This window comes from Streptomyces changchenzhani, assembly GCF_039766235.1.
Taxonomy (GTDB): domain Bacteria; phylum Actinomycetota; class Actinomycetes; order Streptomycetales; family Streptomycetaceae; genus Streptomyces.
The window spans coordinates 390,486-406,048 of the sequence record NZ_JBDHNH010000003.1; the positions used below are offsets into that span (position 1 = coordinate 390,486).

General features: G+C 70.3%; 9 protein-coding genes. 1 reads left to right on the plus strand and 8 read right to left on the minus strand.

The window, feature by feature from the left end; genetic code table 11:
* Positions 1-2 precede the first annotated feature (2 nt).
* From ABCR94_RS13215 to ABCR94_RS13250, 8 genes are all read right to left on the minus strand, one after another.
* Entirely contained in the window at positions 3-1,946 is a 1,944-nt protein-coding gene (locus ABCR94_RS13215) for an alginate lyase family protein (protein ID WP_347119448.1), read from the minus strand.
* Positions 1,943-4,129 (minus strand): bi-domain-containing oxidoreductase, encoded by a 2,187-nt coding sequence (locus ABCR94_RS13220; protein ID WP_347119449.1) that lies wholly within the window; start codon positions 4,127-4,129, stop codon positions 1,943-1,945. The genes ABCR94_RS13215 and ABCR94_RS13220 overlap by 4 nt, the downstream gene beginning before the upstream one ends.
* Before the next feature lie 25 nt (positions 4,130-4,154).
* On the minus strand, positions 4,155-6,083 hold the full coding sequence (gene asnB, locus ABCR94_RS13225; protein WP_347119450.1) for an asparagine synthase (glutamine-hydrolyzing): 1,929 nt from the start codon (positions 6,081-6,083) through the stop codon (positions 4,155-4,157).
* Between the two features lie 3 nt (positions 6,084-6,086).
* Positions 6,087-7,619, minus strand: a complete 1,533-nt coding sequence (locus ABCR94_RS13230) for a Wzz/FepE/Etk N-terminal domain-containing protein (protein WP_347119451.1) — start codon at positions 7,617-7,619, stop codon at positions 6,087-6,089.
* The gene (locus ABCR94_RS13235; RefSeq protein ID WP_347119452.1) at positions 7,616-8,983 is read right to left on the minus strand and encodes a Wzz/FepE/Etk N-terminal domain-containing protein; all 1,368 of its coding nucleotides are present in this window, start codon (positions 8,981-8,983) and stop codon (positions 7,616-7,618) included. Before ABCR94_RS13235 ends, ABCR94_RS13230 begins: the two co-directional genes overlap by 4 nt.
* The gene (locus ABCR94_RS13240; protein ID WP_347119453.1) at positions 8,980-10,260 is read right to left on the minus strand and encodes a glycosyltransferase family 4 protein; all 1,281 of its coding nucleotides are present in this window, start codon (positions 10,258-10,260) and stop codon (positions 8,980-8,982) included. The genes ABCR94_RS13235 and ABCR94_RS13240 overlap by 4 nt, the downstream gene beginning before the upstream one ends.
* On the minus strand, positions 10,250-11,566 hold the full coding sequence (locus ABCR94_RS13245; RefSeq protein ID WP_347119454.1) for a nucleotide sugar dehydrogenase: 1,317 nt from the start codon (positions 11,564-11,566) through the stop codon (positions 10,250-10,252). The genes ABCR94_RS13240 and ABCR94_RS13245 overlap by 11 nt, the downstream gene beginning before the upstream one ends.
* 73 nt (positions 11,567-11,639) lie before the next feature.
* Positions 11,640-13,118: a sugar transferase gene (locus ABCR94_RS13250; protein ID WP_347119455.1), complete on the minus strand. Its 1,479-nt coding sequence runs from the start codon at positions 13,116-13,118 to the stop codon at positions 11,640-11,642.
* 1,481 nt (positions 13,119-14,599) lie between these two features.
* On the opposite strand from ABCR94_RS13250, the gene ABCR94_RS13255 reads away from it, so the two are divergent.
* On the plus strand, positions 14,600-15,442 hold the full coding sequence (locus tag ABCR94_RS13255) for a LysR substrate-binding domain-containing protein (RefSeq protein WP_347119456.1): 843 nt from the start codon (positions 14,600-14,602) through the stop codon (positions 15,440-15,442).
* Positions 15,443-15,563: the final 121 nt, after the last annotated feature.

Here is a 15,563-nt window from a genome sequence, read left to right on the forward strand (position 1 = left end):
CCCTAACCACGGAACCTGAGTACGGTGGTGAACCCCTCCGCGTCGTCGGCGAAGCCAGTGCCGACCAGCGTTGTGGTGGGTTCCTTGCGCCCGAAGCCGGGGGAGTACCAGCCCAGCGGCGGGTCGGTCTCACCGCGATGACCCCGCCAGCACAGCTGTCCGGGCAGGTCGAGCACCGCGGAGCGGTCCTCGCCGTCCCGGGTCCAGGTGAGCACTGCCCGGTTCCCCACCAGGTCCGCGGCGATCGCCGGGCCCAGGTGGAACGCCAGGCGCACGGCCCGGCGCGGGCCGCGCACCTCGTCAACCACCCTCAGCTCCTGGCTCGCGGCGGTCAGCTCCACCCGGCGGCGGTGCACGGAGCGCTGGTAACCGTCGTGCTCGGCGCACCAGCGGGCCACACTCTCGTCGGATGTGTCCGCGACCAGGACGCGGCTGAGGGCCTGCCGGGTCCACAGGAACGGGCCGCCGGAGACGGACTGGTCCCCGCCGTCCAACTGCAGGGTGTTGTGGCCGAGGGTCGACCGGAAGTACTGCCGCCACGTGGGCTGCCCGTGGTAACAGAACGTCCCCGGGTCGGCGAGCACGTCGACCCCGTCGTGCCGGACCTCCACGGACAGCGCGTCCGCGTGGGCATGCGCGGCGATGGACAGGAAGCCGTGCGGACCACCGTCGCAGCGGCACCAGATCTCCGCCGGACCGCGCAGGATGGTCATGCCCGCGTCGGCGAAGTGGGCCGGTCGGCTTGCCGGACGGGTCACGGCCGGTGCAGTGGGCCGGATGAGCGCGGCCAGCAGCGGGGTGCGCACATCGGTGCCGGTCACTGCCGGCCACCAGGCGAGCCGACCGAACACGGCATCCCCGGTAGCCAGCAGCGAGGCCCAGCGGTCGGTGCCCGCGCCGTCCACGACCAGACCGTGCCCGTCGTCCGCGTCCCCCTGGCGCGGCGGCCGCAGCCGGCCGTCCACGATGGCCGCGAGCGCGTCGGTCATCCGCAGCAGCACCAGCCGGATCGACGCGGGGACCGGCACACCGGCGGCATCCGCCTCGGCCACCGCGGCCAGGCCGAGCTCCAGCACAAGTCCGTGATACTCGGTGGCCAGCTCGCGGTTGAGGCCGGAGTCGAAGGTGTTACTTCGCAGATGCCGCTCCAGCGACCGCAGCGCGCCGGCTCGCCAACGCGCCGAGGAGGGGAACCACCCGAACGCGCAGGCTGCGGCGAACTGCCCGGCGGCCTCGGCGATGACGTGGTTGTTCGCCGAAGACCCCCGGCTGGGGAAGGCGGCCAGCCAGCGCTGGTGGTGCCAGATCTGGTTCAGCGCCACCGGGTTGCCCTCGAACAGATCGGCCACGCCCGGCCAGCCGTCGAGCAGCCGGCGGATCCACACCCAGGACAGCAGCCGGATCCCCAGCTCGATGCCGCTGATCCAGTGCACTCCGTGCAGCGGCGCGTTGGCCGCCCACCATAACCGCAGGTGCTCGGCCACTCGCTCGGCGTACCGCTCGTTCCCGGTGATCGCGTAGGCGACGGCGAGCACGGTGAGGTACTGATGCCGGGACAGCTCCCAGATCTGCTTGATGTCCCCGACCGTGTCCTCGTTCCGGTACGGCACGTCGAAGGCGTAGCCCCACGGAGCCCGGCGCCCGGTCTTCGGGTCGTACCACCAGTCCGGGTCGGCCAGGTCGTCGCGGTCCACCCCGAAATACTCGGCGTGCCCGGCCATCAGCCGGTCCGCCTCGGCGATGAGACGTTTCGCGGCGTCCGGTGGCACTGCGGCGATCGTCCCGGCGGGCAGTACCGCGGTGAACCGGGCGCCGGTCAGGCTCGGGCAGTCCGGCCGCGCCGACCGCCACCGCCGCCTGCGCACCGCGTCGCCCACCCGGCCGCCGACCTCCCGCGGTCCCATCCGGGCCAGCCGCCGCAGGTACCAGCCCGCGCTCATGGTCATCGAGCCCTCGCCAACGTCACCGGCGCGCCGGTGACCAGGCTGGCCTGCACAGCGAGGGTGGCCGCCGTGGTGGCGACCAGCGACTCCAGCGGCACCGGCATCGGCCCGCCGGTCCGCACGGCCTTGATGAACGCGGCCAGTTCGGCGGACTGGCCCTTGTCCCGGGCCTTGGGCAGCCGCGAGCTGACCCACCGCTTGCGACTGCCGTCGTACACAGCGGCACGGACGAAGTCGTCGAGCCGCAGCACCCTGCCGTCCGCGACAAGGTCCAGCGTCTCCTTGGGGAAGCCGGGCGGGCCGGTGGTGACGTAGCTGATGGTGGCGGTGGACCCGTCCGGGTAGCGCAGCACGACCTGCAGGTCCTCATTGCCGGGCGTGGCGAGCGCGTACACCGAGACCGGGTCGGCCGCGAGCAGCCAGCTCGCCGTGTCGATGAAGTGTCCGCCCTCGCCGGCGAACCGCGAGCCCTCGGTGCCCTGTTGGAGGTACCAGCTGCCGTGCTCCAGTCGGCCCGCGTTGACCAGGTAGCGGACGCTCGCCGGACCGGTCCGGGCGCCTAGCCGCTTTCTGGCCTCCTGCAGCAGCGGCGCGAACCGGCGGTTGAAGCCCACCTGCAGCCGGTCGTTGCCGGACTTCTCCACCGCCGCGAGCACGCCGGCCAGCTCGTCCTCGGTGAGCGCCAACGGCTTCTCCACGAACACCGCCTTGCCGGCCAGCAGCGCCCTTTGGGTCAGTTCAGCGTGCGAGCTGTGCCGGGTGACCACGAACACCGCGTCGATGGACGGGTCGCCGAGCACGGCGTCGAGATCGGTGGTCGCCTCGGCGAAGCCGAACTTCCGCTTCGCGTTGGCCGCGGACAGCGCCGTCGTGGTGACGACCGTGGACAACTCGACGCCGTCGCGCTGTGCCAGGTGCGGCAGCAGCATCGACGTCGCGTAGTTTCCCGCGCCGGCGAACGCCAGCCGCACCGGCGCCTCGGCAGCCCGGGCCCGGGTGGACACTTTGCCGCTGCGTCGCACCGGGGGCACGGTCACCACCGGGGCCCCCGCTTCCCCCGCGTGTTCGGGGTACTGGAACAGCACAGCCACGGCCTTCAGGTCGCCGTCCTTCAGGCGCTGGTACGTCTCGACGGCGTCATCGAAGTCGGCGATGTGGGAGACCAGGGGCTCCACATCGATGCGGCCGCGGGCGAGGAGATCGAGGAAGCACGCCAGGTTGCGGCGCTCGGTCCAGCGCACGTAGCCGATCGGGTAATCCCGCCCCTCAAGCTCGTACTCCGGGTCGTAGCGCCCGGGGCCGTAGGAGCGGGAGAACCGGACGTCGAGCTCTTTCTCGTAGTACGCGTTCCACGGCAGGTCCAGGCGGCACTTGCCGATGTCGACGACCCGGCCGCGGTCCCGGCTCATCCGGGCGGCCAGCTCGACGGGCTGGTTGCTGCCGCCGCCGGCGGCCAGGTACACCTGGTCCACGCCGTGACCGCCGGTGAGCTCGGCGACGGCAGCTTCCACGGCCGCGGACGCGGGATCGCCGCAGGCCGCAGCGCCCAGGCGCTCGGCGAGCTCGCAGCGCACAGGGTCGGGGTCGACCCCGACGACGCGGACTCCCGAGGCGGCAAGCAGCTGCATTACCAGCTGCCCGATCAGCCCGAGGCCGATGACCAGCGCCACGTCGCCGAGCTGTGACTCGCCGCGGCGGACGCCCTGCAACGCGATCGACCCGACGGTGCCGAAGGCCGCGTGCTGCGGCGCGAGGCCATCCGGCACCCGGGCGTAGAGGTTCTTCGGCACCCAGTTCAGCTCGGCATGCAACGCGTGCTCATTGCCGGCGCAGGCCACGAGGTCACCGACCGCCACATCGTCGATCCCGGTGCCGACCTGCTCGACCACCCCGCACAGCGAGTAGCCCAGCGGCGTGTAGGAGTCCAGCTTGCCCATCACCTTGCGGTAGGTGGCGGGCACTCCGTTGGCGGCCACGCTCTGCATGACCTTGGCCACCTGGTCCGGCCGGGAGCGGGCCTTGCCCACCATCGACAGGCCGGCCTCGGACACCTTCATGAGCTCGGTCCCGGTGGAGATCAGCGAGTAGGCGCTTCGGACCAGCACGCCGTCCGGCTTGCACCCCGGAACTGGCACGTCGAGCAGCGCCAGCTCGCCACTCTTGTAGTTCTGCACAACTTGTTTCACCCGAGCTCCTCTTGTTTCTACGCTGTCAAGCTGCCCGGCTCTGGCCGGAGCCAGAGGTCGCGCCGCGGTACCAGTACTCCAGGGTCAGTACGTGCCACAGATGCTTGGAGAAGTCCCGCTGCCCGGCGGCGTCCTCGGCGACCATGCGCGCCAGCGCGTCGCGTCGCAGGAGTCCGGAATTGACGAGCACGCCGTCGTTGACCACCTCGCGCACCAGCGGTGCCAGATCCCGGCTCATCCAGGCGCGCAGCGGGGCGCTGAACAGGCCCTTGGGCCGGTAGACGATCTCCCGGGGCAGGATCGAGGTGGCCGCTTCCTTGAGGACGGCCTTGCCCTGTCGTCCGACGATCTTGCGATCGCCGGGCACGGCGAACGCCGCCTTGACCACCTCGACGTCCACGTACGGCACCCGCACCTCGGTCGACGCGGCCATGCTCGACCGGTCGGTGTAAGCGAGGTTCAGGCCCGGCAGGAACATCCGGGCGTCGCCCAGGCACATGCGGTTGACGAAGTCGTCGAGGTCGTTGTCCTGGTAGATGTCCGCATGCTCGGTCAGCACGTCCTCGACCGTCCCGGCCAAGTCCGGATTGACCAGGGCGAGCAGCTCGCCCCGGTCGTACATGGTGTAGCTGCGCCGGAACGCGGTCTCCTCCGGCAGATCGGCGAAGGAGAGGAACCGCTTCGCGAAGCGCACCGACCGGTACCCCCGGCGGGCCGTGGCAACCGGCAGCCGGTCCACGGTCGCGGACAGGCCGCGCCGCAGGGGCCGCGGGATGCGCTGGTAGCGCAGCGCGAGCAGGTTGGCCAAGTGCTTGCGGTAACCGGCGAACAGCTCGTCGGCACCCATCCCCGAGAGCATCACCTTGACCCCGGCCTCCCGGGCGGCCGAGCAGATCAGGAAAGTGTTGATCGCGGCGGGGTCGCCGATCGGCTCGTCCAGGTGGTACGTCATCTGCGGCAGCAGGTCGAGCACATTCGGAGCGATCTCGATCTCATGCAGGTCGACGCCGAACTGCTCGGCCACCCGCCGGGCATAGTGCAGGTCGTCCGGCATCGCCTCGAACTTGGCGTCCTCGGCGCGGAACCCGATCGTGTAAGCGGAGATCCCGGGTTGGTCGCGGGCCGCCAGCGCGGTCAGGTAGCTGGAGTCAAGACCGCCGGAGAGGAAGGTCGCCACGGGTACGTCGGAGAGCAGGTGGCGTCGAGTCGACTCCTCGACGATGGCAGCCACGTCCGGCTGCTCGCCGCTGCGGGCCCGCTCCCGGCCCTCGGCGGCGACGTCCCGGAGGTTCCAGTACCGGCCGCGCTCCACCCGGCCGTCAGGCCGGCACCGCAGCCAGCTCCCCGGCGGCAGCTTCTCCGCTTCGCGGAACGCGCAGCGCGAGTCCGGCACCCAGTAGTACAGCAGCGAGGCCACCAGCGCCGCCTCGTCCACCTGCAGCGACCCGCCGGTGGCGGCGGCGAGCGCCTTGAGCTCGGAGGCGAACATCAGGCCCGCACCGCGCCGGAGCAGGAACAGCGGCTTGATGCCGAGCTGGTCGCGGGCGAGCACCAGGTCACCGGTTCGCTCGTCGAAGATCGCGAATGCGAACATGCCGCGCAGCCGGGGCAGGCAGTCCGTGCCCCAGCGGCGCCAGGCCTCCAGCAGCACCTCGGTGTCGGAGGTACCGCGGAAGCGCACCCCAGCGGCTGTCAACTCGGCACGCAGGTCAGCCGCGTTGTACAGCTCGCCGTTGTAGGTAAGAGCGAGGCCGCCCGAGACCATCGGCTGGGCGCCGGTCTCGGACAGGTCGATGATGGCCAGCCGGCGGTGCCCGAGGTGCACTTCGCCGTCACCGGTGGGGTGGCTGTACCGGCCCGCCCCGTCCGGACCGCGGTGGGCGAGGATATCGGTGAGCCGGTCGGTCACGACCTTCCCGTCCGGCCATCGGTAAGTGCCTGCGATGCCACACATGTTCTACTTTGCCTCCTGGTCGCTGTCCGGGACTCGTACTGGCCATGACGGCCGCTCCGTCGGCAGCTGGCCCGTCTCGTTCTGCCGGGCCGGCCGCTCGTTGTGGCCGCGCAGCGCGGTGTGCAGCCCGTCCCACAGCGTGCCGTCCGTCCGGTCCCGCGGATCGGGGTCGATCAGCACCACACCGATCACCGGAATGCGCTGGTCCGCGAGCTGCCGTGCCACGGTGTGCAGCCATGCGGCGCTGCCGTGCCCGGCACGAACGACGAGCACGGTCTGGCTACCGAGGTACTGGAGGTCGGTCCACGCCGTGCCGGGCGCGACCGAGCCGACGCCGAGCCGGCGCACCTGATGCGGCACGGTCGCGGCACGCTCGCCGCTGACCACGGTCGGGTCTCCTGGCTTCTGGCGGCTGTTGGCGAGCTTCGGGCCGGGCAGACCATCGATGATGACCACTGGCCCCTCCGCCGCCAGTGCCCTGGCGACGCTCAGGGCGATCACGCTCGTACTGCGCGCACAGCCCAGTTCCAGCAGCGACATCGGTCCCGCGGAGCCGCGCACGGTGCGGGCCAGGGTCGCGGTGAGCCTTGTCCGTGCCGCCCGGGTCCGTCGGCGCTGCCACAGCCCGCCCGACCGGCGGGGCGCGCGGCGCAGCTCCGCGATGACCGAGGCGCCCAGGTTCGCCGCGATCTCCCGGCGCAGCACGGGGCGGTCCGCCACCACCGTGCCGACCGCGGCCAGCGCGAGCCCGAGGACGAGCCCGAGGACGAGTCCGATCGCGGCGTTGGTGACAGCGGCCCTGGGCAGGGAGTGCTGCACCGCGCGCGGGGCGTCCACGATCTGCGTGCCGACGACGAGCTTGGGCGTGCCGGTGCGCGCGTCCGCGGCGCGCTGGTCGAAATCGGCGATCCGAGTGTTGAGCTCGGCCCGGCGGGCGAAGAGCGACTCGATGCTCGCCGACGCTTTCGGGTCGCTTTCCGGCGATCGGAGACCGATCGCCTTGTTGACCTGGGCGAGCTCGTCCCGCATACGGTCACGCTGGTCGACCAGGGCCTTGGCCTCGGCCTTCGCGGTTTCCCGCATCCGCCCCACATGGTCCGTGACGAACGCATCGGCCAGCGCCTTGGCTCGGGCCACCGCTTCCGCGTCGCTGTCACCTGTCACATCGATCTGCAGCAGGTTGTTGGTCAAACCGGTACCCCGGTAGTCCCGCATGAAGTCTTCCGGGTTTTCCGGGGACTTGAGGGACTGCAGGGCCTTGCCGGCGATCCGCGTGGTCCCCAGCAGTGCGACATCGGTACGGATCAGCGTTCCGGTGTCGTTCGGCTGGTCCTCCTTGTGCGTGACCAGCACCTTGGTCACCGCGGTCGGCGGCGGCGGCAGCAGGACCGCCACCGCCGCGCCGACCAGCAGCCCCAGTAGCGCCAGGGAGCACCAGAGGCGGCGGCGCCTGCGCACCGCCACCACCAGCGCCTGGAGGTCGAGCAGGGGAGTGGGAGTGGCTGGCGACGACTGCGAAGTCGTGCTCGTTGTCACACTGAACCTCCCGGCGCGTGGCCGCTGACCGCGAGTGCCAGAGTGGCGTTCTCCGGAGTACGGCCGGCGGACCGCGTCGGACGGGCCCGGACCGTGCCGGCGATGACGATGCCGACGACCTCATGTCTGCCGTCCGCACACGCCTCGGCGATGCCGGCGAGCTCCCCTGCGGTCCAGCTGCCCGCGCTGAGCACGATCAGGGCACCGGACTCGGTGTCGCGGTCCGGCACCATCGGCTGGGACACCGAAACGTCCACGACCCGCAGCAGCGGATCGCTCTTGGCCTCGGCGACGAGCTGCCCGGCGGCCCGGCGGGCGATCTCGTCGCCGTCCGGTACGACAACCAGCAGCCGCCGGGGGGCGGGCAGTTGGTTACGGAGGCGAGCGCACACCCGCCGGTAGCGGATTCGCCTGCCGGCCTCGTCGCCGGACCCCTGCGGGGTTGGTATGTCCCACCGGGTGTCGACGCCAAGGAGACGGCGGATCCAGGCCCGCGGGCCACGGTCTTCTGGCCGGTGCGCGGGCCGTTCACCAGGCACGTCGACGGTGCCAAGCAGCGCCGATCCCAGCGCCGCGGCGATCTCCGGTTCGGTGCGCAGTCGGCGATTCACCCGTGCGGCGGCGAGATGGCCGATGACCGTGAGCAGGAAGAACAGCAGCGCCCCGCCGACGATGAGCTGCATCCTCGTCGGCGGGGCCTCGCCGGTCGGCCGGGCCGCCGGCCCCATGACGACCATGCCGGCCTTGCTGGTCGCCGGGTCGGCCCGGTCCAGCTTCTGCATGGCCTCCTCCAGCGCGGTGCGCAGATTTGCGAGCGTGGTGCGGGCCTGCACGCTCTCCACGGTCTGCCCCCGATCGGCCGCTTTGGCCAGGTCGGTGATGCGGCGGTTGGTCTCCTTCACCTGCTGCCGCAGGGCCTCGGGCCCCGTAGCCGCTTCGGCGTCGGTGCTGTCGCCGGCGATCCGCGCGGCGAAGGTGACGAATTGCTGGGCCAGCCGGTCGGAGAGCTGCTGCGCGCGCTCCGGCGTGTCGGCCGTACCCGAGATCTTGACGATGTTCCCGTCGGCGGCCTCGGCGCTCACCCGGTCCAGCAGCTCGCCGCCGCTGACGCCCGTCCAGCCGAGTGCGGCAGCCGCTTGGTCGACCACCGCCGAACTGGTCGCGATGTCCACCTGAGTCAGCAGCTCGCGCTCCTCCCACTGCCCCGGCAGCAGTACCGATGCCGACGCCGTGTAACGCGGCGGAAACAGCACCGAGGTGCCGTAGCCGACGAGCGCGCCCACCACGGCGAGGATGGCGAGAAGGCGCCAGCGCCGGCGGAGAATCCGCCCGATCGTGACCAGGCGAATCGTGTCATCGCTCAAGGGCGCGGCCTCTTCTCTGCCCGGACCGGGTCGCCCGCCGACACCGGAGTGTGCTCGCGGCAGGCAGCGGCGTAGGCGGCGAGCAGCGATCGCTGGGAGTTCCGCCAGGAAAGCTGCCCGCTGATCCGCTCCTGGCCGATCTTGCCCATCCGGGCCCGCTTCTGCGGATCGTCCAGCAGCAGCACGATGAGCTTGGCGAATTCAGCCTCGTGGTTGGCGGGCGCGTAGAGGGCGGCGTCACCGGCGGAGACTCGCGCCTCCCGGAGGTCGAACGAGACGATCGGTCGGCCCATCGCCATGTACTCCAGGACCTTGTTCATGGTCGACACGTCGTTGAGCGGATTGCGCGGGTCGGGGGAAAGGCACACGTCCGCGGTGGACAGGTAGCGCACCAGGTCGGCGTCCGCAATGCGCCCGGTGAACTGCACCTGCTCGGAGAGCCCGAGCCGCCGGGACAGCTCCACCATCGCGTCGAAGGCATCGCCAGCGCCGATGAACACCGCATGCCAGTCGGTCCGCCCGAGCTCGTCGCGCACCTTCGCAAGGGCCCGCAAGGCGTAGTCGACGCCGTCCTGAGGGCCCATGACGCCGAGGTAACACAGCAGATGAGGCTTGCCGCGCTTCAACTCCGGCTCGGGCGGTACGGGTTGGAACCGGTCGGTCTCGGGTGCGCTGCGCACCACGAAAACGTCGGCCGGCCGCCTACCGCCACGGTGTATCGCGACATCCCGGTAGCTCTCGTTCGTGGCGAGCACGATGTCCGCGGCCCGGTAGGTCAGCCGTTCCAGTGCGCACACGGCGCGGTAGAGGAGATCTTCGCCGCGGTCGAACCGGGAGAGGTACAGCTCGGGTACCAGGTCGTGCTGGTCGAAGACGAACCGCGCGCCGCGCCGCTTCAGCCACAGTGCCGGCAGGAACAGCAGGTCGGGCGGGTTGCAGGCGTGGACCACGTCGACCGGGCCGACCTTGCGGGCCAGCCGGGCCGTATGCCACAACGCCGATCCGTACTCCCGCAGGTAGCCGGCCGGCCCTCCGGTGGCCGCGCGCAACGGGTAGCGGTGGATCCGCACCCCGTCAATCTCTGCCTCCGGCTCCGTGTCCCGCGTACTTCCCCGGGGACAGATGACGTGCACCTTCCAGCCTGCGTCGCGGAGCGTCGTGCACTCCTGCCACACCCGCCGGTCGAAGGGCACCGACAGGTTCTCCACCAGGATCAGCGCGCGCCGGTCAGGCCGGTCGCCGCTGTCTGTGTCATCAAACGACGTGTCACCAAGCAAGGCCCATGTACCCCGGTTCGGATCGGCGCGCCTCGGCGTCGGGAAGGTGGATGAGGTCGATGAGCAACGGGCCGTCGCCATGGGGCAGCGCCGACAGCACGGCCGGATCCCTGGTCCCGACCAGGCACACCTCGGCGTGCTCAAGTACCTCGTCGACGGAGTCCGCAAGCAGCTGCGCGAGGTGCGGCAGCCGGGTCTCGATGTACTCGCGGTTCGCGCCGACCAACCGGGAGAGGCTCACGTTGGCGTCGTAGATCCGCAGGTCGTAACCCTTGCCGAAGAGCCTTTCCGCCAGCTCGACGAGCGGGCTCTCGCGGAGGTCGTCGGTGCCGGGTTTGAAGGACAACCCGAACAGGCCCGCCCGGCGCTTGCCGGTGCGCTCGACCATCTCCACCGCGCGCTGCAGATGTGCGGAGTTGGAGGGCAGCACGTGGGCGAGGATGGGCACCGAGACGTCGGCCCGCTGCGCCGCGTGGACCAGGCTGCGCAAGTCCTTGGGCAGGCAGGAGCCACCGAAGGCGAAGCCGGGCCGCAGGTAGGCGGGGCTGATGTTCAGCTTGCGGTCGGCCAGGAACACATCCATCACCTGGTGCGAGTCCACCCCGAGCGCCTGGCACACCGCGCCCAGCTCGTTCGCGAAGCCGATCTTGAGGCCGTGGAACGCGTTGTCCGCATATTTGATCGCCTCGGCCGTCGGGATCGGCACCCGGAACACCTCGCCGGGCAAGCTGTCGTACAGCGCCGTCACCGCGTCGCCGCTTGCCGGGTCGAGCTCGCCGATGACGGTCTTGGGCGGGTCGAAGAAGTCCTGCACGCTCGTGCCCTCGCGCAGGAACTCCGGGTTGACCGCGACCCCGAAGTCCACCCCGGCCGTGCCGCCGACGTGCTTTTCCAGGATCGGTACCAGCAGGTTCAGGCAGGTGCCCGGGAGCATGGTGCTGCGGAATACGACGGTCTGCCGCCCACCCCGCTCGGCCAGCGCGGCGCCGATCTGCTCGGTGACCCGCTCCAGGTACGTGGTGCACAGGCTGCCGTTGGGCTCCGACGGCGTGCCCACGCAGACCAGCGACACCTCGCTGCCCATGATCGCCTCGTGGACGTCGCCGGTGGCGCGTAACGCTCCGCTCTGCACGACTTCGGCGATGAGCTCGCCGATCCGCTCCTCGACCACCGGGGCCTTGCCGTCGTTGACCAGGTCGACCTTCACCTGGTTCACGTCCACCCCGATGACCTCGTGACCCATGCTGGCCAGGCACGCGGCCGACACACAGCCTACGTAGCCGAGCCCGAAAACGCTGACCCTCATGACCCGTTCCTCCCCCCAGGCAGGCCCTCTGGGCCTGCGGTTCGCGCCCCGGCCTTACGACGATTCCCGCGCATCAGTAGGCCCCCTGCCCGTAGAGCACCGCACGCAGCGTCTTCCACAAGATCACTGTGTCCAGGGCGAGCGACCAGTCCTCCACGTACCGCAGGTCCAGTCGGACCGCCTCCTCCCACGGCAGGTCGCTGCGTCCGCTGATCTGCCACAGGCCGGTGAGCCCGGGCTTGACCAGCAGCCGCCGCCGGATGTCCGGACCGTACGCAGCGGACTCCTCCGGTAGCGGAGGCCGCGGCCCGACGAGCGACATCGATCCGGTGAGCACGTTGAAAAGCTGCGGGAGCTCGTCGATCGAGTACCGGCGCAGCACTGCTCCCACCCGGGTCACCCGCGGATCCCGGCGGAGCTTGAACAGCAGCCCGGCGCCCTCGTTGCGGTCGGCCAGCTCGGCCCGTGCCCCGTCAGCCCCGGAGACCATGGTGCGGAATTTGAAAATGGTGAACTCGCGGCCGTCCTTGCCGACCCTGCGCTGGCGGTAGAACGCCCCACCCCGGCTGTCCACCAGCACGAGCAGCCCGACGAGCACCATCAGCGGCGCGAACAGCATCAGCAGGATCGCCGCGCCCATCCGATCGACGACCCCTTTGACCGCCCGGCGGCCCCCGGTGAAGGTCGGCATACTGACCCGCAGCAGCGGGATCCCGAGCACCGCATCGACGTGCAGCCGTGGGCCGGCCACCTCCATCAGCACGGGGGCCACGACCATCTCGGCATCGCTGCCTTCGAGATTCCAGGCCAGCCGCTGCAGCCGGTCCGGTGACCAGTGCGGGTCCGCTGTGACCGCGACGACACGGTAGCCGTCGCGGCGGACGTGGTTGGCGACGTCCGTCAGTCGGCCGACGACCGGCACTCCGTCCAGTTGGTCACCGTCGAGCCCGAGACCGTCCGTCGTGCATACCGCATCCACCCGCCAGCCGAGGTGCGGGAACTTGCGGGCTCGGGTGATCAGGTCGCGCACGGTGTCCAGGCTCCCGGCGGCGAGCACCGGTCGCAGGCACCGTCCTTCCTTCCGCTGTTTGTGCAGCCAGAGGCGCAGCAGATACCGCGTGGTCATGGTGATGAGCGCGATCGCGGGGATCGCGACGAAGATCCATAGCTTGATGTTGCGTGAGGTGAGGGCGATCCCGCCGAGCGCCAGTACGACGGCCGCCGTGAACAGTGAGTGTCCGAGCCGGCGGAATTCCTCGGCGCCCTGGCCGAGCACGGTCGGAGCCCACGCCCGGCTCACCGCAAGCGCTCCCAGCACCAGCAGCTCGGTGCCGAATGCGAGGATTCCCCACTTCTCGTGCCAGTTGGCCGCGTCCCGGGCTCCGAAGAAGATGCCAATCGCCGCCACTACGAAGGCGGTGGCCACGGTATCGCTGGTGATCACGGTACGTCGGTAGCGCTGCTCCCAGTCGATCGCGGGCCGGCTGATTGCCCCGTTCGCCAGACGCCCGCGCGCCGACGGAAACGGGCTGACTAATTCCCCCCTTTGCACAGAACCCCCCAGGTCCCCAGTGGTTCGACGTGTTCTCCCGACACAGTTCCTCCCCCCGGGAGACCCCCGCCCCCCGCACTGTTCGTCCCCTCGGGGGCCCCCGCCCCCGCGCATGACATCTCGGCTATTTCAGCGCTACTTGAACAACCCACCCCGGTGGCAGCGGACTCGCATGTCCTGCCAGACTCTCAAGGTGCTCGGGAACCCGTAAAAACCTCGGGTGCTCCCCGCGCCCAAGGCCCCCTCTCGGGCTCCAAGAATTGATCACCCCCACGACTGGTGCCGGGGACGCGCCTGCTGGCTGTCCGTAGCGCCGGACCTATAGATCACTATTGGTCGCTTCGTGTCCGAACAGCTGAAGCACGGTCAACTTAGACCATCGGGGTCAGCATGTAGAGGGGGTGTGTGTAATTTGTGCTCAACCTTTGAAACTGGATCCACCTATCGGTGATCACCTAAGGGTGCCTTGACGAAGAAGACGTGCCTTGTGACCTGTGATGACGGGAGTTCGCTGGGCTGTCGGCACTGGCACCCCCGAGGCGTCCCGGCACTGGCAACTGGGCCGCGCCCAGGCCCTGGAGACTGGGGACTGGGCGCGTTTCGGTGCAACTGGCCGAATGGCGCGGCTAGTTGATGTTGTCGTGTGGGGTGAGGCGGCCTTCGCGGTGATCTCTCCGTGGGTCAGGCCCTTGCCGGCCGGCGACAGTGCCAGATCCTCATGCCCGGCAGCCGGCGCACCCGCTTGGGCGCGATGGCTGGCTCGAAGGAGGCGTCCCGGTCACGCGCGGCACCTCCAGTGGCCCCGACTCGGTCAGCACCGGCGCTACGCCGCTTCTCAGCCGGGAGACCCCTCAGCACCCAGGGGCGCCAGGTCTACGCCCGACATTGGCCTCGCAACTCGCTTGTCGGTCGGCGGAGTTGGGCCTGTTTGCCGTGCTCGACGGTGGCCTGCCCGTCGGGTTGGCTGCCCTGCTCGGTCGGGGCCTGGCGGCTTTCCCGGCTCGGTAAGGCATCGGTAAGCGCCGCACACCAGAATCTCATCAGGAACGGCAGCGAAGCGGTCCGGTCGACCGGGTGGTCACCCTTGCCGCGAAGACCCCATGCCACCCGTGGGCGACTCCGTGGCGAAACCCACTTGAGCAGCGAGGACGACCATGCGAGACGTACGGACCGCCGACCACACTCTCTGCGCCGCGTCAGTCCTGGTCACCGCCACCTCTCCGGCGCGGACTTTGGGGGCTGGGGCACTCGGTGGTGCAGGTCTCTTCGAGCAGCAGAAACAGAAACGCGCCAACAAGCCGGCCATCGGCTCTGGCGGAACCTGCGTAATCTGCCTGCCGAATAACAGATGGCGTTTCCTCCCTGAGCGACGTGAGGCATTGAGCGGCCTTCGAGTCGTCGTCGCCGACTCTCCATCCCCCCTCAGCCCGCGCGTCCGGGCGCCGCCCGTCTGGGCCGGAGCGGGCCGTTCCAGTCGCACCGTGAGTTTCACGGCCGCGGGTCGGCAACTGCTTCCCGACGCACGGGAAGTAGTGGGAGCGATGGACCGTCTGCGCGGCCGGGGTGATGCTCTCGCCCGCGAAGTATGGGGGCGTCTGGTCATCGGGTTCATTGCCGGTGAGGCCGCGATGCCCTATACCCACGACATTCTGACCCAGTTGGCCGCCTGCCATACAAGGATCAGTGTGGAGATGCGCAGCCTCGGATTCGGTGAGCAAGTGGAAGCGCTCGCCGCGGGGGACGTCGACGCGGCCTTCTTGCGCGCTCCGCTTCCGTCCAGCATGCAGAGTATGCATCTTGCGGTCGAGCCCCGGATGGCCTGCCTGCCGGCCAATGACAGCCTCGCGACCGGCGCACCGATCACGCTCGTACAACTCGCCGACTATCCGATGATCGATTTCCCGTCCCAGCTCCACCGGGAATGGTGGGACTTCTGGTCGGTCAATCCCCGTCCGGACGGTGCGCCGGTACGGTTTGGACCGGTGGCCACGGACATCGAGGGTGGGGACATGCGGTGGCTGTCGCCGGCGGCTCAGGAGGATCTGCGGCTGCGGGTGGTGGCCGCGTTGGAGTCGGGGCGGGTGGCGACGTACGCCCAGGCCGCGGAGGTGTTCGGGGTTGCCGAGCGGCCGGTGGGCACCTGGTGGCGGGCCTTCAAGTCCGGCGGCAAGCGGGCGTTACTGGGCTCTTTCAGTGTGGTCACCGATCGGGTGACGGCGGCAGGCCCCGCAACGCATGGGGCTCCCGTGCCGTTGAGGGGTGGCACCGGCTGTCCGCCGCTGACTGATCCCTCCGGCGGCACCTGCGCACGACGCTGCTCCTGAATCAGACGCGTACGTGGCCAGACGGACCGACAGCAGATTCGAGCCGCTGCTGCTGTGGCGCGGTGAGATGCCGATTCACCCGCGGGTAGTGCGCATCCCGCCCTCGGCCAGGACCCCGAGC

Excerpts from the sequence above, each read along its gene's own strand:
- asnB (WP_347119450.1), bottom strand. The coding sequence starts at position 6,083 with ATGTGTGGCATCGCAGGCACTTACCGATGGCCGGACGGGAAGGTCGTG.
- ABCR94_RS13245 (WP_347119454.1), bottom strand. The coding sequence starts at position 11,566 with ATGAGGGTCAGCGTTTTCGGGCTCGGCTACGTAGGCTGTGTGTCGGCC.
- ABCR94_RS13215 (WP_347119448.1), bottom strand. The coding sequence starts at position 1,946 with ATGACCATGAGCGCGGGCTGGTACCTGCGGCGGCTGGCCCGGATGGGA.